Origin of the sequence: Arthrobacter sp. CC3, assembly GCF_039907775.1 — a bacterium.
Taxonomy (GTDB): domain Bacteria; phylum Actinomycetota; class Actinomycetes; order Actinomycetales; family Micrococcaceae; genus Arthrobacter.
This window is the reverse complement of record NZ_JARCCY010000003.1, coordinates 166,487-188,834: the sequence shown is the minus strand read 5'-3', so window position 1 is coordinate 188,834 and position 22,348 is coordinate 166,487. Positions and strand designations below refer to the sequence as shown.

Genomic DNA, 22,348 nt, shown 5'->3' with positions numbered 1-22,348 from the left:
TGCTGACATGCTGTGGGTATGGAAAGCGGTGCAGTTGCGGCGACGTTGGAGGCCATGGCGGCCTCGCTTGTTGCGCTTGCTTCCTGTGCCGGTCGCGTGGATGGAAACGCGGCCGGGAACGTGGCCCCGGCCGGTGCTGACCCGCTCCAGGACGAGGCGGACGCGTGCCTGGACGGTATGGCCGTTGTGGGTGGCCTGGAGGCCATGATGGCCGCGCTGAAAGTGCATTTTGCTGCCGGATACGCCCGCGCCGCTGCGGCCTTGGCGGCCCCGGCCGGTTCCCCGCAGGAGTGCACCGCCCGGGACATGGCGGTGACAGCAGAGGTGGCCTGTGTCCTGACGGTGAGTGAACGGTCGGCAGCCGCGCTCCTGGCGGATTCAGCCACCCTGACCGAGGGCCTGCCGCTGACGCTCGCTGCGCTGGGGGCAGGGACCATTTCATGGCAGCACGCGCGGGTGATGTGCGATGAAACATCCGGTCTGGACCCCGCCGCGGCCGCCGCCCTCGAGGCTCACTTCCTGGACCCCGACGCCCCGTTTGCGGCGCGTGGCTGCCCTGCAGGGGAGCTGGTGCCGGGCAGGTTCCGGGCTAAAGCGCGCAGCTGGCGTGAACGGCACCATCCCGTGAGCATCGAAGCCCGCCACCGCAAGGGTGCGAAGGAGCGCCGGCTGGAACTTGTCCCGGACCGGGACGGCATGGCCTGGCTCTCGGCCTACGTGAGCGCCGATGTGGCGGCGGGTGTCTGGTCCCGTGCCACGGACGCGGCGCGCGCCCTGCAGGGCCCGGCCGAAGCACGGACCCTGACCCAGCTCCGCGCCGACGTCGCCACGTCCTGGCTGCTCGGAGGCGTCGTGGAAGGAACCCCGTCCCCCAAAGCGCAGGTCCTCGTCACCGTTCCGGTGTTCTCGCTTCTGGGCGTAGCGACCGAACCGGCCACGCTGGACGGCTATGGTCCTATACCTGCCAGCATGGCCCGCCGGCTTGTCGCGGACGGTGCCACATCGTTGATGCGCGTCCTGACGGATCCGCGCAGCGGAGCGCCGCTGGAAATAGGGCGCACCAGCTACCCGGTTCCGCAGGCGATGCGCCAGTGGTTGCGGCTTCGGGATGGCCGCTGTCCTTTCCCGGGCTGCAACAACCACTCGCTGGACAACGAAGCGGACCACCTCCTGGCGTGGTCGGACGGAGGCGGCACCGGGATCTCGAATCTTGGCCAGCCATGCCGCAAACACCACCGCCTGAAACACAGCTCACGCTGGAAACCCGTTGGCGCCACCAAGGATCAGCCGCCCGGCTGGATCTCACCTTCGGGACGCTCATATCCCAGCGAACAACAGGACTGGGAACCACCCCACTGGCCGGACCACCCCGGCCACACGGGCGACGATCCGGAGCGGGAACCGCCCCCAGGGCCGGACGGACCTGCCGGTGCCGCCGGTCCCGGCGAGACGGGGGCACCATTACCGGTGGATCCCTTCCCTGACTGGGAGCTATTCATCGCGGCCTAGGATCACCCGCGCCTCTGCTGCTGCCCGGTCACCCCCCTTGGTGAGCAGTCTCTGCCCTGGGAGTCACCGTTGCGGACGCGCGCTGCTGTCTGCAGCCGTCGCCTGCCGGTGCCGGCGGATCCGCCAGGTGACCAGCACGCCGACCGCCACTGCGGCGACAACGACGGCGGCGGCGCTGCCGGCAGTGCGCGCCACCTCGTCGTAGAGGTTCCCGGCCAGGTACCCGTGGGTTACGAAGAGGCTCCCCCAGAGCACGCCGCCGGTGATGTTCCAGAGCGCGAAGCGCCGGTAGGGCATGCCGCTGAGTCCGGCCAGTGCCGGCATCACGGCGCGGAAGAAGGCGGTGAAGCGGCCCAGGAAGACGGCCGGGCCTCCCCGCCGCCTGAGGAACTCCCTGGCTTTCTCGAGTTGGGGCCGCTTCCGGTCAAAGATCTTGCGGGTAACCAGCCGGGGGCCCAGGTGTTTGCCGATTTCGTAGCCCACCGTGTCTCCCAGGATCGCGGCGGAAACCACCACGGCAATCATGGCTGGCAGCGGGAAGCCTCCCTTTCCGGCGATCACCCCGCCCACCACGGCGGCGGTTTCGCCCGGAATGACGAAGCCGATGAAGAGGGCGTCCTCGGCGAAAACCAGGGCGAACACAACACAGGCCACCAGCAGCGGGCTGGCGTTGAGGAGTCCGTCGAAGAATGCCTGCATCAGGAACAGTGTGGCAGTTGAGGCGGGCGGGCGTCAGCCTGCCCGCCTCAATTAGTTGTTAGATGCGCTCCAGCAAGGACACGTCCCGGACCGCTCCCTTGTCTGCGGAGGTGGCCATCGCGGCGTAGGCGCGCAGCGCGGCGGAAACCTGGCGCTCCCGGTCCTTGGGCTTGAACCCGCCGTTGACCAGCAGTTTCTCACGGCGTTCGGCGAGGACCTCGTCGGAGACCTCCAGCTGCAGGGAGCGCTGGCTGATGTTGATGCTGATGATGTCGCCGTCCTCCACCAGGGCGATGGTGCCGCCGGAGGCAGCTTCCGGGGAGATGTGCCCGATCGACAGGCCGGAGGTGCCACCGGAGAAGCGTCCGTCCGTGATGAGGGCGCACTTCTTGCCGAGGCCGCGGCCCTTGAGGAACGACGTCGGGTAGAGCATCTCCTGCATGCCCGGACCGCCCTTGGGGCCTTCGTAGCGGATGACCACCACGTCGCCTTCCTTGACGCCCTTGTTCAGGATCTTCTCCACGGCTTCATCCTGGGACTCGCACACGACGGCCGGGCCGGAGAAGGTCCAAATGGACTCGTCCACACCGGCGGTCTTCACCACGGCGCCGTCCAGTGCCACGTTTCCGCGGAGCACGGCCAGTCCGCCATCCTTGGAGTAGGCGTGCTCCACGGAGCGGATGCAGCCTTCCGCAGCGTCGGTGTCCAGGGAGGTCCACTCGTTCGACTGGGAGAACGCGGTGGAGGAGCGGACGCCGCCGGGAGCCGCGTGCCACAGGGCCTGCGCCTCTTCGGTGGCCTTGCCGCCACGGATGTCCCAGTCATCGAGCCAGCCGTCCAGGTCACCGGAGTGCACGGAATGGACGTCCTTGTGCAGGAGGCCGCCCCGGTTCAGCTCGCCCAGCAGGGCGGGGATGCCGCCGGCGCGGTGAACGTGCTCCATGTAGTAGGTCTTGTCCTTGGCGACGTTCGGGGCCACCTTTGCCAGGCAGGGCACCTGGCGGGACTTGGCGTCCATCTCGGCCAGGCCGTAGTCCACGCCCGCCTCCTGGGCCGCGGCCAGCAGGTGCAGGATGGTGTTGGTGGAGCCGCCCATGGAGATGTCCAGGGCCATGGCGTTGTCGAAGGCCTTCGCAGTGGCGATGTTGCGCGGCAGCACGGAGTCGTCGTCGCCGTCGTAATAGCGCTTCACCAGATCGACGACGGTGGCGCCGGCCTTCTCGTACAGCGACTTGCGGGCGGTGTGGGTCGCGAGCACGGAGCCGTTGCCCGGCAGGGCCAGGCCGATGGCCTCGGCCAGGCAGTTCATGGAGTTGGCGGTGAACATACCCGAGCAGGAACCGCAGGTGGGGCAGGCGTTCTCTTCAATGAGGTTGATGTCCTCGTCGGAGATGGACTCGTCCACGGCGTCGGCGATCGCGTTCACCAGGTCCAGGGAGCGCACGGAGCCGTCGGTCAGGGTCACGCGGCCAGCCTCCATGGGACCGCCGGAGACGAACACAACCGGGATGTTGAGGCGCAGCGCGGCCATGAGCATGCCCGGGGTGATCTTGTCGCAGTTGGAGATGCAGACCAAAGCGTCGGCACAGTGGGCGTTGACCATGTACTCCACGGAGTCGGCGATCAGGTCGCGGGACGGCAGCGAGTAGAGCATGCCGGAGTGGCCCATGGCGATGCCGTCGTCCACGGCAATGGTGTTGAACTCGCGCGGCACGGCGCCGGCGGCCAGGATGGCGTCGGAGACGATCCGGCCCACGGGGGCGAGGTGGGTGTGGCCGGGAACGAACTCGGTGAAGGAGTTGGCCACGGCGATGATCGGCTTGCCGATGTCCGAGTTGGCGACGCCGGAGGCGCGCAGCAGTGCGCGGGCGCCGGCCATGTTGCGGCCACGGGTGACAGTACGTGAACGAAGAGGAGGCATGGTACCGATCATGCCGTCCCGGGCCCCATGGCGGAAGACAGTGCTGATACTAGTAGTAGCAGTACCAGACTACTAGTGTTGGTGACTGTGAAAGAGGCAGGCGAGAGGCGCAAGGAACTGGGACTCTACCTGCGGGCACGCCGCGAGCAGGCGCTGCGGTCGGAGTACGGACTTCCGCCGGTGGCGCGCCGGCGTGAACGCGGACTGCGGCGGGAAGAGATTGCCTTCCTTTCCGGGGTCAGCGTCACCTGGTACACATGGCTGGAGCAGGGACGGGACATCCGGCCCTCGCGGGAAGTGCTTGAGGCTGTGGCCCGCACCCTGCACCTCTCAGAGGCCGGCCGCTCCTATGTCCTGTCACTGGGCGGCTATTCCGTACCGGTGTCGGCCGGCCCGGCGGCCGTTGATGCGCCGGCCCACATCCAGCGACTCCTCGACGCACTGGGCCCCAACCCCGCCTTCGCGCTGGCCCCCGACTGGAGCGTCACGGGCTGGAACCGGGCCTACGCCGCGCTGTATCCCAATATTGCGAACGTGGCCGCAACGGAGCGGAACCTGCTGTGGCTGGTCTTTACCGATCCCTACGTGAAGGAACTGCTGCCCGACTGGGACGTCACCAGCAGGCGCTTCCTGGCAGAATTCCGGGCAGAAGCCGGGCAGCGGCTGGGCGATCCGGACGTGGCCTACCAGGTGGAGCGGCTCAGGGAAACGAGTCCCGGGTTCAAGGAGGGCTGGGACCGGTACGACATCCTCGGCTTCGAATCCCGGGAACGGCTGTTCCGCCACCCGGCGGTGGGCGTCCTGAGGCTGGAGCACCATCAGGTCTCACCGTCGGACCGGCCGGACCTCCATATTGTGGTCTACACTCCGGTACCGGGCAGCGATGCCGCGGAGCAAATCGAGCGGTTGCTGGCCGCCGGCCGTTAGCTGCCCCGGATCTCAGGCCACGCTGCGGGCCGGTGCCCGGCCAAGCCCCTACTAAAACGGGCCCCTACTAAAAGACGTGAAGCGGCGGAACAACGAACGGTTCCGCCGCCTCCTATGCTGGGGCCATGGGAGCCGCACAGCAGTTGGGCACTAAGCCGATCCTCACCCTGACCGTGAACCCGGCGCTGGACATCAGCACCTCAACCGAGCAGGTCAGCAGCGGCCACAAGCTCAGGTGCGGCGCGAGCCGGCTCGATCCCGGCGGCGGAGGCGTCAACGTGGCAAGGGTCATCCAGCGTCTCGGCGGACACACCTTGGCCGTGTACACCGCAGGCGGGCCCACCGGCGAGGCCTACCGCAGGCTCATCGAAGCGGAGCGCATCCCCACGCTGGCGGTGCCGATCCAAGGAAGCACACGCCAGGACTTCACCGTCGATGAGACCTCCACAGGGAAACAATTCCGGTTTGTCCTTCAGGGCCCGGAGCTCTCGGAACCGGAGTGGCAGGCCTGCCTGGACCGTGTTGCCGGGGCGATGCCGGTGGGCGGATACGTGGTGGCCAGCGGCAGCCTCCCGCCCGGCGTGCCGGACGATTTTTATGCCAGGGTTGCCGGGCTGGCACGGCAGTCCGGCGCCCACTGCATCGTCGACGCCTCCGGCCGGGCCCTCACCGAAGCGCTTGCCGAGGGCGTGTTCCTGGTCAAACCAAGCCTCCGCGAACTGGGGGCGCATTTCGGCGCGGCCCTCGACAGCGAGCAGAGCCAGGTGGAGGCGGCATCCGCCCTCGTGGCTGACGGGTCAGCGGAACACGTCGCCCTCACCCTGGGCGAAGCCGGCGCTCTGCTCGCGTCAAAGTCCGGCCTGATCCGGTTGACCGTGCCGGATGTGCCGGTGGTCAGCACGGTCGGAGCCGGCGACAGTTTCCTGGGCGCTTTTGTGCTGCGGCTCGCGCAGGGCCGCCCCCTTGACGCGGCTTTCCGCGCCGCCGTGGCCGCGGGAAGCGCCACAGTCATGACACCTGCCACCGAACTTTGCCACCGCGCCGACGTCGAACGCCTCGAGGCAGAGCTCTCCGGAGCAGTCCCCTGACCGACAGCGGCTGCTTCCGGCAGGGACGCGGAGTCTTCCTACCGCGCTTCCAGGACAGTCTTCAGCTTCCGGAGCTGGGCAACCTCACCCTGCATTGTTCTGGTGACCAGGCCGTCCAGGACTTTCATGAGGCCGGGGAGCTTCAGGTCCAGGACGAAGCGGACGGAGGTGCCTCCTGCTGATTCGCTCAGGATGTACTCGCCGTGAGGCCGCGCCGGACCAGCAACCACGTCGAAGGCGAGGAGCCGGCCGGGCTCCGCTGCCGTGATCCGGTAGTCCCCCTGGATCGGCTTTCCCCGGGGTCCGGTGAGCGTCTGGCTGTTCAGCGGACTGCTCCGGGGTGAACTGGTCCATCGGTGTGGCCGGCCCCTTGTAGAGGTAAATGAACTTGCTCATCATGTGTCCTTTCGTTGCGTGTTTTCCCTTGGGGCTCGCGAACCGTCCCCTTCGAGAAGGGACTTCAGCTTCGCGAGGTCCTTCCGCATGGCCCGGCGCATCATCGGGGCGATGACGAGGCCGGCGACTGCGGAGAAGCCGGCCGGAGTGCCGGTGTTGCGCAGGGTCATCCGGGTGAAACCGCCGTCGGCCGCCGACCAGGTGTACGTGGTCTGCATGGGAAACGGCCCCTGTGCCGTGCGCATCACCAGCGTTCTGCCAGGGTCCAGCTCGGTGAATTCGTAGACGTATTCCAAGGTCCGTCCGAGGAACTGTGCCTTGAACGCCACCTTGGAGCCCACGGCCAACGGCGGGGCCGTTTCCCAGTTGACTGCCTTGATGTTGCTGTACCAGGCAGGCGCGTTGTCCGGGTTGGCCGCGAAGTCGTAGACAGCTTCGGGCGGCCTGCGGATCACTGCTTCCGTCACCACATCAACCATTTCCGGCACCTCCCCCGTGTCTCGTTCTTTCCCGACGACGCTAGAGTCCGGCAACCTGCCGGCCGGTGAAGGCGACCAGGCGTTCCAGGCTTGCCGCCGATTCATCAACCAGGGTTTCCTCGGCAAAGCTCTTGCCGCGCATCTGCGGGCTGATGGTGTTGCGGGCGAGGCCAAGGACGTAGTCGGACAGGACCGGTGAGACGCCGAGCTCCTGGCCGGTTGCCCGGGCGAAGTCCCACGCGTGGACCAGCAGTTCCAGGTTCAGGATGTTGGCCACGGTGGTTGCCGGCAGTTCTGCGAAGCCCATGTCGAGGGCTCCCTCGGTGCCGCGGGCGCGGAACGCCTCCAGGGTGGCCTGCGCGGCATCGGCAATCCGCACCTCGGGTGTTGCAGCCGGCTGATCAGGCACGGTCACGCCGAGGGCTTTGCCGATCGATGCGATCGAACCAAAGAGATGGTCCAGGAGGGCGTCAACGGTGAAGTCCTCGCACGGCGTCGCTGATTCCAGGTCTGATTCCCCCACCTTGCGGAGGACCCGCTGGGCAACCGCCAGGGCCGCCTCGGCGCTGGAGAGTTCATCGATGGGGTCCGGGGCAGCAGCCCATTCGTCCGGACCGGCGTCTCCGCTGGCGGCAAGGAGGACGAGGCGCTCGAGGAAATGGTTCCAGCCTTCTGCGTGGCCTGCCTCCTGCTCTTCCGAGAGTCCCTCGTGAATGAGCTGGACCGTGGTTCCGCCTTCCACAGCCTCCAGGTTCACGGTCACCGTCGACGCTCCCGGCGGCAGCCCGGCGTCGCCCTCCCAGCCCCACGTGTAGACGATCCGCTTTCCCGGCTCGATTTCAGTGAAACTTCCCATCGCCGAGTGCCCCGGCGTGATGGTCCAGCGGTAGTCTCCGCCCACGCGCAGATCCACCCGCGCCGCCACGGTCTTCCAGCGCCGCAACCGCTCCGGTTGCGTGATGAGCTCGAAGGCGGCGTCCGGGTCAACCGGAATGAATACTGTCTTATTGAATGTCATCAGAATTCCCTTGCGATGGTTGCTGGCCCAGCCGGCCGGCGTCGGCCACCAGCAGGTCCAGTTCGGTTGTCCAGAAGGCCTCGAATTGTTCACGCAGCCGGACCATCCCGGCGCCGTCCAGGCGGTAGTACCTGTTCCGGCCGTCCTTCCGGGCGGTCACCAGCCCCACTTCCGAAAGAAGCAGCAGGTGCTGGGAGATGGCCGACCTGCTGACCGGAAAATGGCCGGACAGTTCGGTGACCGTTTTCTCCCCCTCCGCCAGCAGCCGAAGCAGCGCCCGCCTGTTGGGCTCCGTTGCGACTTCCAGAAGATCGGGCACAGAAAATACGTTAGTCGTCACTAACGCATTAAGCAAGCGGTGAGGCCGGGCATGCAAAAGAGCGGCGGCAACCCCTCCGGGCAACCGCCGCCCCGTCTTGCAGTTACGCAGCCGCTACGGACTCCTTGACCTTTAAGGGTTCAATCTTTCCCATGACGAACAGGTAGTTGGCGGCCCCCACGAGGGAGACGGCTCCAATGACCGCCAGCGGCGCCACGAAGGAACCGGTCTGATCCACCAGAACGCCGATCAGGATCGGGGTGAAGATGCCAGCCAGGTTGGAGGCGAAGTTCTGCAGTCCGCCAATGGATCCGACGTGCCTGGAGCTCGGCGCAACGTCCGCGGGCAGCGACCAGATGCCGGTTGCTGCGACGGTGAGGCTTGAGTAGGCAACGGAAAGCAGCGCCAGCGCCATCCAGGCTTCCGGAACGAGCGCTGCAAACATAATGACGGAGCCGCCGGCGAGGCCGCCGGCGATAGCGGTCTTGCGGACCTTGGTGACGGACGCCCCGGCCCGCACGGCACGGTCGGCCAGGTATCCGCCCAGCCAGCCGCACAGCACCGCGCAGATGCCGGGGATGGCTCCGAAGAAGCCCAGCTTGAGCAGGTCGAATCCGCGCTCCTTGACGAGGTAGCTGGGGAAGAACGTGATGAAGAAGTAGATGGCGCTGTTCAGGCAGAAGAAGCCGAACATCATGCTGAGGATGGTGCGGTACTTGAAGAGTGAGCGCCAGGGCAGCTTGGCTGCGTCGGCGTCGTCGCTGCCTTCGCCGCGGGCACCGCCTTCTTCGATATAGGCCACTTCGGCGGCGTTCGCGCCGGGGTGCTCCTGGGGGCTGCGGTACACCTTCCACCAGACGGCAGCCCAGATGAGGCCGGCGACGCCGATGATGATGAACACTGCATGCCACGAGGTCAGTGCCACGATCAGGGTCACGATGGGCAGCGCGATCACGGCCCCCACACGGGACCCCGAGTCCCAGATGCTGGTGGCGAAAGCACGTTCACGGACCGGGAACCAGGTGGCCACCACCTTCGCCGCCGTGCTGGGCGCAGGGCTTTCGCCGACGCCGAGGAGGAAGCGGGCTGCGAACAGGGACCAGAAGCTTGTAGCGGCAGCGGTCACCATCGTGAAGATGGACCACCAGACGGCCGCCAGCGAGAACGACCTGCGCGGTCCCACCTTGTCCACGTACCACCCGGCCGCAAGCTGGCAGAAGTCGTAGGCCCAGAAGAAGGCGGCAAAGATGAGGCCCTGCTGGGTGGCGGTTAGCTCGAAGTCCTTGCCCATGAACGGCAAGGCGACACTCAGGCTGGAGCGGTCAAGGTAATTGATACTCAACCCGATGAAAGCAAGCCAAATGATGACCCAGCGCTTCCGGGTCATCATTCGGGGATCTTTTGTCGGTGACGTGCTGGCAACTTTACTTCCGAGCGCAGTCATGTGGTCTCCTTCGACGTGAACATGGCTTCGGGCGCCTGGGGCGCCTGGGGAAGACACCGAAGATATCGATGCCAAATCATATAGGAATCGGGTTAATCATATAGAAAATGTGATCCAGATCAAGCCCTCCTAAAAAATCGCCCGCAAGAGCACCCCCGAGCCCGGTGGAATATGATTCCCCCAGCGACTCCAACCCGGACACCACCCCAACCAGCACTAAGAGGTCAGCGCGTGCCCCCACGTCAGTCTTCCGATATCTCCCGAGGCAAAGCCGCCGTCAGCGATGTGTATACAGCGATGCGCGCCTCCATCCTCGAGGGTGAGATCGCGCCCGGCACCCGGATCAACATCGACGCCGTTTCGCGAAGTTTGGGCGTTTCGCAGACGCCGGTGCGCGAGGTGCTTCAGCGGCTGGAAGGCGACAACCTGGTGGTCTACAACCCCGGCAAGGGCTACAGCACCACTCCCCTGCTGGACCTGGCCGAACTGCGCTCCCTCTTTGAATTCCGGCTGCTGGTGGAACCCTGGGCTGCGCGGGCTGCTGCCGTAGACCGGCTGGCCAACCCCGCCTCCGCACTGGAGCAGGAGATTAAGGCGTTCCGCGGGGCCATGAAATCCGAAGGCGACCTGCGGCAGGACCTGGTGGCCCATGACACCAGGTTCCACGACACCATCCTCGCCGCCGCGGGCAATACCGTGGTCCGCCACGCCTTTGCCCAGACGCACTGCCACCTGCACACCTTCCGCCTCTACCCGGCCGACGTCGACGGCGCCATCACCGTCGCGGAGCACTCGGCTGTCCGCGAGGCCATCCAGGCCTGCCGGCCGGAAGAAGCCGAAGCGGCCATGGCGGAGCACATCCGAAACTCCTTTGCCCGCTTCGCCCAGGCCTTCGAAGGACACGCCGACCTCGCGCCGCTGGAGGACAGCGGCCCACCCCGACGGCACGTCGTCCAGTAGACCAAAGCGATCAGACCCCGGCCCCGCGGCCGGGGTTTTCTTTTGCCGCGGACTTGATCTGGATCACTCTTCCTATATGATTACTGAAATTCATATAGGAAATCATGCACACCCTCCAGATCGATCCGAGAGAAGAGATCCATGCCTTCCATCACTTCCATCACCACCCAGGACGTCCGCTTTCCCACGTCACTGGAACTCGATGGCTCCGACGCGGTCAACGTTGACCCCGACTACTCCGCCGCCTACGTCGTCATCCGCACCGACGCGGGCGACGAAGGCCACGGCTTCGTTTTCAGCTGCGGCCGCGGCAGCGAGATCCTCACTGCCGCCATCGAGTCCTACGCGGGGCTTCTGCGCGGCCGGGACATCGAAGAACTGATCTATGACCTGGGCAATGCCTCCAAGCGCCTCATCCACGACTCCCAGCTCCGCTGGCTCGGCCCGGAAAAGGGCGTCACGCAGATGGCCGCCGGCGCGCTGGTCAGCGCCCTGTGGGACATCCGCGCCCGGCGCGAGAACAAGCCGCTCTGGCTGCTCCTGAGCGAGATGTCCCCGGAGGAGATCGTGGACGTTGTGGACTTCACCCATATCCGCGACGCCCTGAACCCGCAGCAGGCAATGGAAATCCTCCGCGCGGGCCAGAACGGCAAGGCGGCCCGCATCGCGAGCCTCCGGGCTGACGGCTACCCCGCTTACACCACCTCTCCCGGGTGGCTGGGTTACAGCGACGAGAAACTGGTTCGGCTCAGCAAGGAAGCGGCAGCTGCCGGCTTCTCGATGATCAAGCTCAAGGTGGGTGGCGACATCGCCGACGACCGCCGACGCATGGCCCTCGCACGGCAGGCCGTGGGCGAGCTCCCCATCGCCATCGACGCCAACCAGCGCTGGGAGGTGTCCGAGGCGATTGATTGGGTCAACCAGCTCGCGGAGTTCAACCCGTACTGGATCGAAGAGCCCACCAGCACTGACGACATCCTGGGGCATGCGGAGATCCGGAAGGGAGTCGCACCGGTCCGCGTGGCCACCGGCGAGGCCGTGGCAAGCCGGATTGTGTTCAAGCAACTGCTGCAGGCCAACGCCATCGACGTCCTGCAGCTCGACTCCACCCGCGTGGGCGGAGTCAATGAGAACATCGCCAACCTGCTGCTCGCCGCCAAGTTCGGCGTCCCGGTCTGCCCCCACGCCGGCGGTGTGGGCCTGTGCGAGCTTGTCCAGCACTTCTCCTTCTTCGACTACGCCGCCATCACCGGAAGCCAGGACGGCCGCATGATCGAATACGTGGACCACCTCCACGAGCACTTCGCCGAGCCGGTCCGGATCGTTGGCGGACGCTATGCCGCCCCGCAGCTCCCCGGCACGGGGGCGGAAATGCTCAGCGCCTCCCGGACGCGCTGGGAGTTCCCCTCCGGTGAGGGCTGGCTTGAAGTGGGCAACCGTGCCGCGGTTACCGGCGGCAGCCTTGCACTTGCGGGAGCCGGCCGATGAACAGCACCCCAGCCGAACTGGACGCATCCGTCGAGGCCGCGCACGCGGCGTTCGAAAAGGCCCGGCTGGCAGGTCCCGGAACCAGGGCAGCCTGGCTCGAGGGGGTAGCCGCCGGCCTGGAAGACGACGCTGCGGACCTTGTTGATCTTGCGGTCGCCGAAACCCATCTCGCCGAATCCCGCCTCCAGGGCGAGCTGAAGCGCACCGTCTTCCAGCTCCGGATTTTCGCTGACGAAATCCGCCGCGGTGAGCACTTCGACGCGACGATCGACCATGACGATGCCGCCTGGGGCATGGGGCCGCGGCCCGACCTTCGCCGGTACAACGTTCCGCTCGGCGTCGTCGGGGTCTTCGGGGCATCCAATTTCCCCTTCGCCTTCAGCGTGATGGGCGGTGATTCCGCGTCTGCATTGGCGGCCGGCTGCGCCGTCGTGCACAAGGCACACGACGGCCACCGGGAGCTCGCGGTCCGCACCGCCGAAACGGTGACCGCCGCGCTGGAAGCCGCCGGGGCGCCGTCGGGCCTCTTCTCCCTGGTGACCGGCCGCCAGGCTGCCGAAGCGCTGGTTGACCACCCGCTGGTGAAGGCCATCGGTTTCACGGGTTCGACGGCGGGCGGCCGGGCATTGTTCGACCGTGCGGCCGCGCGGCCGGAACCGATCCCCTTCTTCGGGGAACTGGGCGGCATCAATGCCGTCTTCGTCACCGGCAACGCCTGGGCCGCGCGGCGCGACGAGATCGTCACTGGCTACGCCGGCTCTTTCACCCTCGGCATGGGGCAGTTCTGCACCAAACCGGGTGTGCTGTTCGTCCCTGCCGGACAAACGGACGAGGTCCGGGACAGCCTCCGGAATGCCTTGAGGGATTTCGCTCCCGCCCAGCTGCTCAGCGAACGGCTGCACCAGGGCTACCGGCAGGCAGTCGGCGCGCTGCGGGACACGGCGGGCGTTCAGGTGCTGCTCGACGGCGACTTCGCCGAGGCTCCGGCACCAACCGTCCTGCTGACCACTTCCGAAGCGGTCCGCCGCGATCCCGGAATCCTCCGACAGGAGATGTTCGGGCCCGCCAGCCTGGTGGTGCAGTACAGCGATGAATCCGAACTGGCCGCCCTTGCCGGTCTCTTGGAAGGCCAGCTGACCACTACCTTGCAGGCCGAAGCCGGGGACGACATCGCGGAGCTTGCCGGCAGGCTCGCGGACATCAGCGGGCGCCTGCTCTGGAACGGCTGGCCCACAGGAGTGACCGTCAGTTACGCCCAGCACCACGGCGGCCCCTATCCGGCCACGACGTCGGGCACCACATCCGTGGGGACGGCCGCCATCCGGCGGTTCCTGCGGCCGGTGGCCTACCAGTCCTTCCCGCAGCCGCGGCTGCCGGAGCCGCTGCAGGATGCCAACCCTTGGAACGTTCCGCAAAGGGTCGACGGCGTCTGGCAGCGCCCGTCCGCACGAGCGGAAGGCCTGCTGTGACGGCGCTGCCGGCGTCGGTCGCGGCCGTCCTTCCGGAGGACGCGGAGGACGCCCTTCTCATCGGCCGTCTCTGGGACGCGGAAACCTCCGGTCCCCGGGTTGTGGCGGTTCGGGGCGGGGACGTGTTCGATCTGCAGCACCTCGCCGGGACAGTGTCGGAACTGCTGGAAGGTTCGGAACCCGCTGCGGACGTCCGTTCCGCCCTGACAGTGCCACGGTGGAAGACGGCGGACGTCCTCGAAGCGTCCTTGGCGCAGGACACTTCCCGTCCGCACCTGCTGGCTCCCGTTGACCTCCAGGTCATCAAGGCCTGCGGGGTCACCTTTGTGGACAGCATGATCGAGCGCGTCATCGAGGAGCGCTGCGCCGGAGATGCCGGCAGGGCCAAGGAAATGCGTGAGCTCGTGGGCAGGGCACTCGGCGGCAGCATCGGCGACGTACGGCCAGGCTCCCCCGAAGCTGCCGAAGCCAAGCGGGTGCTCACCGCCGAAGGGCTGTGGTCGCAGTATCTTGAGGTGGGCATCGGCCCGGACCCGGAGGTCTTCACCAAGGCCCCTGTGCTGTCCTCGGTAGGCCTCGGTGCCGGCGTCGGGATTCCCGCGTTCAGTTCCTGGAACAACCCGGAGCCGGAACTCGTGCTGATCTCCACGTCCGCCGGCAAGGTGGTGGGCGCCACGCTGGGCAACGACGTGAACCTCCGCGACGTCGAAGGGCGGAGCGCCCTGCTGCTGGGCAAGGCCAAGGACAACAACGCCTCCAGCGCGCTGGGGCCGCTGATCCGGCTGTTCGACGGCGGATTCACCCTTGAGACCTTGCGGCAGGAAGAGATCCTGCTCCGGGTGGAGGGACCGGACGGGTACCTGCTGGAGGGCCGGAACACCTCGGCCAGGATCAGCCGTCCATTCGAGGAGCTGGTGGCGGCCACCTTCGGCAAGCACCACCAGTACCCGGACGGCTTCGCACTGTTCACCGGCACGCTGTTCGCACCCACGCAGGACCGGGACCAGCCGGGCCAGGGATTCACCCACAAGATGGGGGACGTGGTCACCATCCGCAGCCGCCACCTCGGCGCCCTGGTCAACACCGTGGGTGCCGCCGAGGAGCTGCCACCCTGGCGTTTCGGGCTGCGTCAGCTGTTCACGTACCTGGCAGTGCAGGAGCAGCCCGCTTCAGCTGCGGGCACGGCCGGCCTTAGCTGAACAGCCCTTCGCCGATGTAGCCGCCGGGTTTGGTGCCCGGCGGCACGGCGGCCAGGGCGGAGCCGGTGTGCTTGAGGTACTCCACGGCCAGGGTGTCCTGTTTGGCCATGGCCATCTGCATGGGCACGTAGTGGGTGCGCGGGTCCTTGACGAAGGCAATGAAGAATAGCCCCGCGTCGAGATGCCCCAGCCCGTCGGAACCGTCCGTGTAGTTGTACCCTCGGCGCAGCATCCGGACGCCGCCGTTCTGGTCGGCGTGGGCCAGCCGGACATGTGAATCCATGCCCATCAGGGGCTCGCCGTCCTTGCCCTTGATGGTGAAGTCCGGGGCGGTGAATTCCTTGCCGCCGGACAAGGGGGCGCCCTCGGCCTTGGTCCGGCCGATCAGGGCTTCCTGCTCGCCCAGCGATGTCCGGTCCCAGATTTCGATATGCATGCGGATCCGGCGGGCCACGAGGTAGCTGCCGCCCTCCATCCAGGCCTCTCCCGGCCGGGTGCCGGCCTCCGCCCAGACGTGGTTCTCCAGCAGGTCCGTGTCCTCAGCCTTGAGGTTGTTGGTGCCGTCCTTGAAGCCGAAAAGGTTGCGGGGCGTCTGCTGTGCCCGGGACGTGGAGGCCGTGCGTCCGAAGCCCAGCTGGGACCAGCGGACGCGGACCTTCCCGAACCCCAGCCGTGCCAGGTTGCGGATGGCGTGCACGGCAACCTGGGGATCGTCGGCACATGCCTGCACGATGATGTCACCGCCGCTGCGTCCCGCCTGAAGGTCATCGCCGGGGAAGTGCGGCAGGTCGATCAAGGCCTCCGGGCGGCGGCCCTCGAGCCCGAACCGCGCTTTCCCGTCCTTTTCGAACAGGCCGGCGCCGAAGCCGAAGGTCACGGTGAGCTTGCCGGCGCTGAGGCCCATGGCTTCGCCGGTGTCCTGCGGCGGCGCATCGTAGGAGCCGCCGGCCGCGCCGGTTTCCCCGGTTTCCCGGCCCTGGGTCATCGCCTCCGCGGCGGCGGTCCAGTCTTTCAGGAGCCGGATCAGCTCGTCCCGGTCCTCGGTGATGAGGTCGAAGGCGGCCATGTGCAGGCGGTCCTGCGCCGCCGTCGTAATTCCCGCCTGGCGTTCCCCGTGGAACGGCACGGTGTCGTTGGCCGGTGCGTCGTCGGCAGGTACGGCCGCCACGACGGCGTCGCGTCCCCACAGCCCGGCGGCGAGGCCGGCCAGCGCGCCGGCGCCCCCGACCCCGGCGAAGGAGAGCAGGCCGCGGCGCGAAACGCCGCGCGCGGCTGCCGGGCCGGCCGGCGGCCCTTCCTGGGACGTGGCCTGCCGGCCCTGGCCCGCACCGTCCCGGCCCGCACCGCCCTGGCCCGCACGGCCCTGGCCCCCGCCGAAAGGGCAGCCGGTCACAGCACGACTGCCGCGGTGAGGTTGGACAGCGGCTCGCCCAGGGAATCCACCAGGGCGGCGAGGCGCTGGACCTGCTCGGGGCTCAGCTCGTTGTAGTAGGCAAAGCCGTCACCCCGGGCGTGGGTCTTCAGTTCTGCCTGCAGCGCGGCGAACTTGGTGTCGAGGCTCTTGGCAAGCTCCGGGTCCTTTTGTTCCAGCACGGGCTTGAGGTTTTCGAAGGCGATCCGGGCGCCGTCCACGTTGGCCTGGAAGTCCCAGAGGTCCGTGTGGGACCAGATTTCCTCTTCACCAGTGACCTTGCCGGTGGCCACCTCGTCCAGCAGTTCCTTGGCGCCGTTGCCCAGCTTGTCGGCGGTGAGCTCCACGGTCCGCGTGCGCTTGGCCAGCTCTTCCGTGTCGGCCACCAGCCGGGCAGCGAGCTTGTCACGCTCCGCCGCACTAAGGGCCTGGAACCCGGCCGGCGGGAACAGGTCCTTTTCGGCGCGGTGCCACCCGGTCCATTCCTCGCCCTCGGCCAGGTCCGCCTCGCGGGCGTCCAGCTTGGGGTCTAGGTCGCCGAAGGACTCGGCCACCGGTTCGATCCGTTCCCAGTGCATGCGCGTTGCGGCGTAAAGCTCCTTGGCAGTGGCGGCATCGCCGGCCGCGTAGGCCTCGGCGAATTTCTTCGTACCGGCCAGCAGCTGCTCCGTCTGGTCCTTGACGTAGGCCACGTACTGGGCGGTCCCCTGGTCGGAGAGCGCTTTCAGGTCGCTGTCGACGGCAGGCTGTGTGCCGGAGTCCACCACGTCGAAACCGGCCCGGATGCCGTCGCCCACCATGCCAGGCTTGCAGGCCGCGTTGTATTTCCCTGCAGGGACTGTGACCACCAGGTTCCGCGTCAGGCCGGGCCCGATGTTTTCCACCTCGCCCAGGATCCGCAGGCCGTCTTCGGCCAGCAGGTAGAACTCGGTGACCTGATCGCCGTCGTTCTGGACGGCGAACGTGAGGTTGCCGCTCTTCGCGGACGCCGTGGATACCTTGCAGGCATCGCCGGTGCTGGTGACCCGGATCGGGCCGTCGGCCCCGGCCGAGGACGACGGCGCAGCATTGTCCGTGCAGGCAGCCAGCATCAGCGGAAGAACCACGACGGCGGCTGCAGCGGCCAGGCGGCTGGCAGGGCCACGCCGGCGGCCCTGCGGGTGGATTGCGGACGGGGCGGAATTGGGCAGGCTGGGGCTGGGCATGGGGTTGGTCCTTGGGGTGCGGGGGTGGGGGTCAGGATGCCGCGACGGTTGCCCGGGCAGCTGTGTCCGGACGGGATGATGCGCGGGCACGTCGGTTGGAGCGGAGGTAGAAGAAGAGCACGGCCGGGACGTACAGCAGCCAGGCAGCAGCTTCCAGCCATGTGGTGGCAGGCGAGAAATTCAGGGTGCCTTTGAGCAGGGTGCCGTACCAGGACGACGGCGGGATCGCCGCCGATACGTCAAAGGCCAGGCTGTGGAGCCCGGGGAGGATCCCGGCCTCCTGGAAGTCGTGGACAGCGTAGGCAAGCACGCCTCCGGCGATGACGATCAGCGCCGCGCCGCTCCAGGTGAAGAACGCGCCGAGGTTGATCTTGAGGACACCCCGGTGCAGCAGGAACCCGAGCAGGACGGCGGTGGCCAGCCCCAGCAACGCACCGAACAGCGGCGTTGCCGACTCTCCCGTGGCCTGGGCAGCCGCCCACAGGAAGAGCGCGGTTTCAAGGCCTTCCCGGCCCACGGCCAGTGCGGCGACGGCGGCGAGCCCCCACCCGGCGCCACCTGCAGCCCGGTCCACCTGCGAGCGGAGTCCGGTGCCGAGGGTACGGGCCGTGCGGGCCATCCAGAAAACCATCCACGTCACCAGCGCCACCGCCACAACGGAAAGACTCCCGCCGATGGCCTCCTGCGCCTCGAACGTGAGGCCGCGCGGACCGAAGGTGAGCAGCGCACCAAACCCTGCCGACACGGCGACGGCAAATCCGACGCCCGCCCACAGCCTGGGCAGCAGGTGCTGCCTCCCGGTTTTGAGCAGGTATGCCATCAGGAGCACAACGACGAGTGTCGCCTCGAGGCCTTCGCGCAGGCCGATCAAATAGTTTGCTGTCATTCGTGGAGCCTCAGATATCGCAGCCAAGGTTAGGCTTGCCTTATAAGAGGATCACCCACGCACCTGAATTAAGCAAACTAAACGTGAGGTAATTGAGCGAACGTTACGGCGCCGAGTCCCGCACCTTCAGCTCGAACCCCGCCTCCACGTGGACCCCGCCGGCCGCCGGCTCCGCACCCTCGATCCGGTCGATGAGCAGCTTGATGGACCGCTCGGCTATTTCCTCCATGCCTGGCGACACCGTGGTGAGGGACGGCGACGCGAAACGGGCCTCGTTGATGTCATCAAAGCCTGCCACCGCCACGTCGTCCGGCACCTTGATGCCGCGGATCAGCAACTCGTGCATGGCACCCAGGGCGATTGCGTCATTCAGGCCGAAGACGGCGTCGAACCGGACGCCGCTGCGGGCCAGGCCGACGACGGCGGAGGCCCCGCCGTCGCGGCGCCAGTCGCACTGCACCACCAGGGCGGGATCGAACTCCACCCCCGCAGCCTCCAGCGCCTGTTTGTACCCGTTAAGGCGCAGGCCCGGGCTGTCCGTGGTGTCCCCTGCAGCCGCGCCCAGGACCGCAATCCGGCGCCGGCCGCCTGCGAGGAGATGGGCCGTGATTGCCGCCGCGGCCTCGGAGTTTTTCATGGTTACCAGGTCGAACCGCGGGTCCGTGATGTGTTCGCCCAGCATCACGATCGGCTTGGTGCCCTGCCGCGCGGCGATGGTCCCGGCGTCGAGGGCCAGCGGGGTGAACAGCAGGCCGTCCGTTAGCTGGCGGAACGGGCCCTGCAGCGCGCTCAACTCGTGCGCCGCCTCCGCCCCGGATTGTTCCACCAGGACCCGGTAGCCGCGGCCGGTGGCGATGCTCATCAGCCGGGAGGCCAGTTCCGCGTAGTAGGGCACGGAGAGATCGGACAGCACCAGCCCCAGCATGCGGCTTTTCCCGGAGCGCAGGCTGCGGGCCGTCAGGTTGGCTTCGTAGCCGAGTTCCGCAATGGCATCAAGGACCTTCTGCTTGGTGGCCGGCCGGATGAACTCGTAATCGTTGAGCACATTGGACACGGTCTTCAACGAGACGCCGGCGGCGCGCGCAACGTCGTTCATGGTCACAGCCACAGGTGATTCCCTTCCCCGGCAACACTTTCAGCTACATCGTTGCAGACGGGCCCCGGTTTTGCCCTGTCCACAGGATATACAACGTTATAGAGTTGGCGGGTCAGCAGCAGCCGGGCCGGCCGGTCCGGCAGATCCCAAAGGAACAGCAATGCCGTTTGCCCCGTCGCCCCTCTTCCGCTGCCCCGTGTTCGACGGCGCCGCCGATCCCGTTGTCATCCACCGCCGCGGCACCGCCGAGTGGTGGATGTTCTACACGGCCCGGCGCGCCACGCTCACCACCGGCGGTGTGGACTGGATTACCGGCACCAGGATCGGAATTGCCGTCTCCACGGACGCCGGGGCCACCTGGCAGTACCGCGGCGTAGCGGAGGGGCTCGACCCCGAAGAGTGCCCCGGCCTGAACACCCACTGGGCGCCGGAAGTGGTGTGGCACGACGGCAGATATCACATGTTCCTGACCTGGGGCGCGGGCGCTCCGGGCAGCTGGGCCGAGCAGACCCGGCGCCGGCTGGTGCACTTCACCAGCAGCGACCTGGAGCAGTGGGAGTTCGTAGGCCGCGTGGACGCCGGCTCCGAAAACGTCATTGACGCCGCCTTCGCCGTGGTGTCGGACGGCCGTGCGCGCCTCTGGTTCAAGGACGAGGTGGACGGCTCCACCACCTGGTCCGCTGTCCGCGAAGGTGCCCTGGAAGAAGCGAACGGCCGCTGGCGGGCCGAGGGCCAGGCGATCGGGCTGCCCGCACACGAAGGTCCCAACGTGTTCCGGCTGGGCGGCTGGTACTGGATGGTGGTGGACGAGTGGCGCGGCCAGGCGGTGCACCGTTCGGCCGACGGTCTGGCCTGGACCCGGCAGGAGGCAAACAACGGCCGCATTCTGGACGCCCCCGGCACGGGAGCGGACGACGCCACTTACGGGCGGCACGCGGATGTGGTGACCCAGGGCGATCACGCCTACATCTTTTATTTCACGCACCCCGAATGGCAGGACACCGACATGGTGAGCGGCCTGGCGGACCCGGCCCGGGCGGTCCGGGAGCAGCGCACCAGCATCCACGCGGCGCGGCTGCACGTGGAAGGGGACGCCCTGGTCTGCACTCGCGACCTGGACGCCCCCGTTCACCTCGATCCGGCTCTGCTGGAGAGCTAGTTCCGGCCCGCTTTCGGCCTAGCCCGCAGCGCCGTCAACGGCCAGGCGGACCATGCTCCAGGAGACTGCGGGGAGCTCGGCGGCGAGCCGGCCGCCGTCGAGCTTTACACTGACGTTTTCGCCGGGCACCACTGAGGTGGAGTCGTCCGCCGTCGCCTGCCAGTAGGGGTCCTTGTTGGCGAAGGTGACCGCCTCAACAACCTTGACGTTCCCCAGCCCGGCGACGGCGGCGTCCAGCGTGAGCGCGTCTGTGGCTGAGCGGTTCACGGCAAAAACTACTGCTTGCCCGGAGGCCTCGTCGAACGTGGCGACGGCGGACAGTGCGGCGAAGTCCGCGGTCTTCCCTCCGCTGAGCAGCGGGGATTCGACGGCGAGCTGCAGCACCGTGCCGTGGGCGTGCTGTGAGGTAAGCGCGAACGGGTGGAAGGTGGTCTGCTTCCAGGCGCGGCCGCCGGGTTCGGTCATGATGGGGGCAATGACGTTCACCAGCTGCGCCAGGCTGGCGGAGTGCACGCGGTCGGTGTTGCGGAGCAGGGTGATGAGCAGGTCACCCACCACCACGGCGTCCGCGACGGTGTACCGGTCCTCGAGCAGCACGGGGGCCACCGGCCAGTCCTTGCCCGTGGGCGCCTTGGATTCGTCGCGGCTCATGTGCCAGACGTTCCATTCGTCGAAGGAGATGTTGACCTGTTTGGCGGACTTCTTGACCGACTTCACGTGGTCGATGTGGGCCACGATGTCCTTGATGAATGCCTCCATCCGGTGCCCGGATGAAAGGTGTTCCTGAAGGTCGCCGAAGTCCTCGAAGTACTGGTGGGCGGAGATCAGGTCCACCAGCTCGTACGTTTCGGTGAGGACAACACGCTCCCACTCGCCGAACGTGGGCATGCCGGGGGCCGAGCTGCCGCAGGCCACGAGTTCCAGGTCAGGGTCCACCATCCGCATGGCGCGGGCGGTGTCGGCCGCGAGCCGGCCGTATTCGGTGGCGTTCTTGTGGCCGATCTGCCAGAAGCCGTCCATCTCATTGCCCAGGCACCACATCTTGATGCCGTAGCCGTTTTCTGCCCCGTTGGCCCGGCGCTGGTCGGAAAAGGCCGTGCCGCCGTCGATGTTGCAGTATTCCAGCAGGTCCAGGGCTTCCTGCGTCCCGCGGGTGCCCAGGTTCACGGCCATCATCGGTTCGACGCCGGCCTTGGCGGACCATTTGGCGAACTCGTCCACGCCCACGTGGTTGGGGTCGGTGGAGTGCCAGGCCAGGTCGAGGCGCGCCGGGCGCTGCTCCACCGGCCCCACACCGTCCTCCCAGCGGTAGCCGGAGACGAAGTTGCCACCGGGGTAACGCACGGTGGACACGCCCAGTTCGCGGGTGAGTTCCAGGACGTCGGCCCGGAAGCCGTCCCCGTCCGCCGTCGGATGGCCCGGCTCGAAGATGCCGGTGTAGACGCAGCGGCCAAGGTGCTCCACGAAAGCGCCGAAGGTGCGGCGCCGGACAGGGCCCACGGTGAAGGCGGGGTCCAGGGTGATCTTGGCGGTTGCCTTGGCGGTCATCTCGCCTGCGGCGTTTTCGGTTGCACTCACGTAAACATCCTCGTTTTCTCGGTCTCTACAACGTTATAGAAATCTATTCTTGGTGGTGAAGGCGCTGCCGTCAAGGGACGGCCGCGGACACGCCGGT

20 protein-coding genes are annotated in these 22,348 nt (G+C 67.5%); 8 read left to right on the top strand and 12 right to left on the bottom strand.

The features are described 5' to 3' along the window. The first annotated feature begins 18 nt into the window (after positions 1 to 18). A complete protein-coding gene (locus PV761_RS02685; protein WP_347894115.1) occupies positions 19 to 1,509 on the top strand; it encodes a DUF222 domain-containing protein in 1,491 nt (496 codons plus the stop codon). A gap of 63 nt (positions 1,510 to 1,572) precedes the next feature. Here the strand turns inward: PV761_RS02685 and PV761_RS02680 are convergent, their stop codons facing one another. After that, complete coding sequence (locus PV761_RS02680) at positions 1,573 to 2,208, bottom strand: DedA family protein (RefSeq protein ID WP_347894113.1); 636 nt, start codon at positions 2,206 to 2,208, stop codon at positions 1,573 to 1,575. Between the two features lie 58 nt (positions 2,209 to 2,266). After that, positions 2,267 to 4,129, bottom strand: coding sequence for a dihydroxy-acid dehydratase (ilvD, locus tag PV761_RS02675; protein WP_347894111.1), 1,863 nt, complete (start codon positions 4,127 to 4,129; stop codon positions 2,267 to 2,269). Positions 4,130 to 4,216: 87 nt separating this feature from the next. Between ilvD and PV761_RS02670 the strand changes: the two genes are divergently transcribed. Further along, entirely contained in the window at positions 4,217 to 5,056 is an 840-nt protein-coding gene (locus PV761_RS02670) for a helix-turn-helix transcriptional regulator (protein WP_347894229.1), read from the top strand. A 125-nt stretch (positions 5,057 to 5,181) separates the two neighbouring features. Further along, complete coding sequence (locus PV761_RS02665) at positions 5,182 to 6,144, top strand: 1-phosphofructokinase family hexose kinase (protein WP_347894109.1); 963 nt, start codon at positions 5,182 to 5,184, stop codon at positions 6,142 to 6,144. Positions 6,145 to 6,182: 38 nt separating this feature from the next. Here PV761_RS02665 and PV761_RS02660 read toward each other — a convergent pair whose 3' ends face one another. The 5 genes from PV761_RS02660 to PV761_RS02640 all read right to left on the bottom strand — a co-directional run bounded on the left by PV761_RS02660 (position 6,183) and on the right by PV761_RS02640 (position 9,746). After that, on the bottom strand, positions 6,183 to 6,374 hold the full coding sequence (locus PV761_RS02660; protein WP_347894107.1) for a hypothetical protein: 192 nt from the start codon (positions 6,372 to 6,374) through the stop codon (positions 6,183 to 6,185). Positions 6,375 to 6,539: 165 nt separating this feature from the next. Continuing rightward, positions 6,540 to 7,019: an SRPBCC family protein gene (locus PV761_RS02655; RefSeq protein ID WP_347894105.1), complete on the bottom strand. Its 480-nt coding sequence runs from the start codon at positions 7,017 to 7,019 to the stop codon at positions 6,540 to 6,542. A 40-nt stretch (positions 7,020 to 7,059) separates the two neighbouring features. Continuing rightward, positions 7,060 to 8,037: a TIGR03086 family metal-binding protein gene (locus tag PV761_RS02650; RefSeq protein WP_347894104.1), complete on the bottom strand. Its 978-nt coding sequence runs from the start codon at positions 8,035 to 8,037 to the stop codon at positions 7,060 to 7,062. Continuing rightward, positions 8,024 to 8,356, bottom strand: coding sequence for a metalloregulator ArsR/SmtB family transcription factor (locus PV761_RS02645; RefSeq protein ID WP_028270391.1), 333 nt, complete (start codon positions 8,354 to 8,356; stop codon positions 8,024 to 8,026). Before PV761_RS02645 ends, PV761_RS02650 begins: the two co-directional genes overlap by 14 nt. A 103-nt stretch (positions 8,357 to 8,459) precedes the next feature. Continuing rightward, positions 8,460 to 9,746, bottom strand: coding sequence for an MFS transporter (locus tag PV761_RS02640; protein WP_347894101.1), 1,287 nt, complete (start codon positions 9,744 to 9,746; stop codon positions 8,460 to 8,462). A gap of 285 nt (positions 9,747 to 10,031) precedes the next feature. Between PV761_RS02640 and PV761_RS02635 the strand changes: the two genes are divergently transcribed. From PV761_RS02635 to PV761_RS02620, 4 genes are all read left to right on the top strand, one after another. Continuing rightward, positions 10,032 to 10,760: a GntR family transcriptional regulator gene (locus tag PV761_RS02635; RefSeq protein WP_347894099.1), complete on the top strand. Its 729-nt coding sequence runs from the start codon at positions 10,032 to 10,034 to the stop codon at positions 10,758 to 10,760. A 141-nt stretch (positions 10,761 to 10,901) separates the two neighbouring features. Then, positions 10,902 to 12,248, top strand: a complete 1,347-nt coding sequence (locus tag PV761_RS02630; RefSeq protein ID WP_347894097.1) for an L-fuconate dehydratase — start codon at positions 10,902 to 10,904, stop codon at positions 12,246 to 12,248. Further along, entirely contained in the window at positions 12,245 to 13,717 is a 1,473-nt protein-coding gene (locus tag PV761_RS02625) for an aldehyde dehydrogenase (NADP(+)) (protein WP_347894095.1), read from the top strand. Before PV761_RS02630 ends, PV761_RS02625 begins: the two co-directional genes overlap by 4 nt. 5 nt (positions 13,718 to 13,722) lie before the next feature. Then, on the top strand, positions 13,723 to 14,916 hold the full coding sequence (locus tag PV761_RS02620; protein WP_347894227.1) for a fumarylacetoacetate hydrolase: 1,194 nt from the start codon (positions 13,723 to 13,725) through the stop codon (positions 14,914 to 14,916). Here PV761_RS02620 and efeB read toward each other — a convergent pair. The 4 genes from efeB to PV761_RS02600 all read right to left on the bottom strand — a co-directional run bounded on the left by efeB (position 14,909) and on the right by PV761_RS02600 (position 19,526). Continuing rightward, positions 14,909 to 16,309, bottom strand: a complete 1,401-nt coding sequence (gene efeB, locus PV761_RS02615; protein ID WP_347894093.1) for an iron uptake transporter deferrochelatase/peroxidase subunit — start codon at positions 16,307 to 16,309, stop codon at positions 14,909 to 14,911. The two genes, PV761_RS02620 and efeB, sit on opposite strands and share 8 nt — an antisense overlap. Next, the gene (gene efeO, locus PV761_RS02610; RefSeq protein ID WP_347894091.1) at positions 16,306 to 17,532 is read right to left on the bottom strand and encodes an iron uptake system protein EfeO; all 1,227 of its coding nucleotides are present in this window, start codon (positions 17,530 to 17,532) and stop codon (positions 16,306 to 16,308) included. Before efeO ends, efeB begins: the two co-directional genes overlap by 4 nt. Before the next feature lie 31 nt (positions 17,533 to 17,563). Then, positions 17,564 to 18,418: an iron uptake transporter permease EfeU gene (gene efeU, locus PV761_RS02605; RefSeq protein WP_043438067.1), complete on the bottom strand. Its 855-nt coding sequence runs from the start codon at positions 18,416 to 18,418 to the stop codon at positions 17,564 to 17,566. Between the two features lie 103 nt (positions 18,419 to 18,521). Then, positions 18,522 to 19,526, bottom strand: coding sequence for a LacI family DNA-binding transcriptional regulator (locus PV761_RS02600; RefSeq protein ID WP_347894088.1), 1,005 nt, complete (start codon positions 19,524 to 19,526; stop codon positions 18,522 to 18,524). 148 nt (positions 19,527 to 19,674) lie between these two features. Between PV761_RS02600 and PV761_RS02595 the strand changes: the two genes are divergently transcribed. Next, the gene (locus tag PV761_RS02595; protein WP_347894086.1) at positions 19,675 to 20,673 is read left to right on the top strand and encodes a family 43 glycosylhydrolase; all 999 of its coding nucleotides are present in this window, start codon (positions 19,675 to 19,677) and stop codon (positions 20,671 to 20,673) included. 18 nt (positions 20,674 to 20,691) lie between these two features. Here the strand turns inward: PV761_RS02595 and PV761_RS02590 are convergent, their stop codons facing one another. Further along, on the bottom strand, positions 20,692 to 22,221 hold the full coding sequence (locus PV761_RS02590) for an alpha-N-arabinofuranosidase (RefSeq protein ID WP_347894225.1): 1,530 nt from the start codon (positions 22,219 to 22,221) through the stop codon (positions 20,692 to 20,694). Positions 22,222 to 22,348 lie beyond the last annotated feature (127 nt).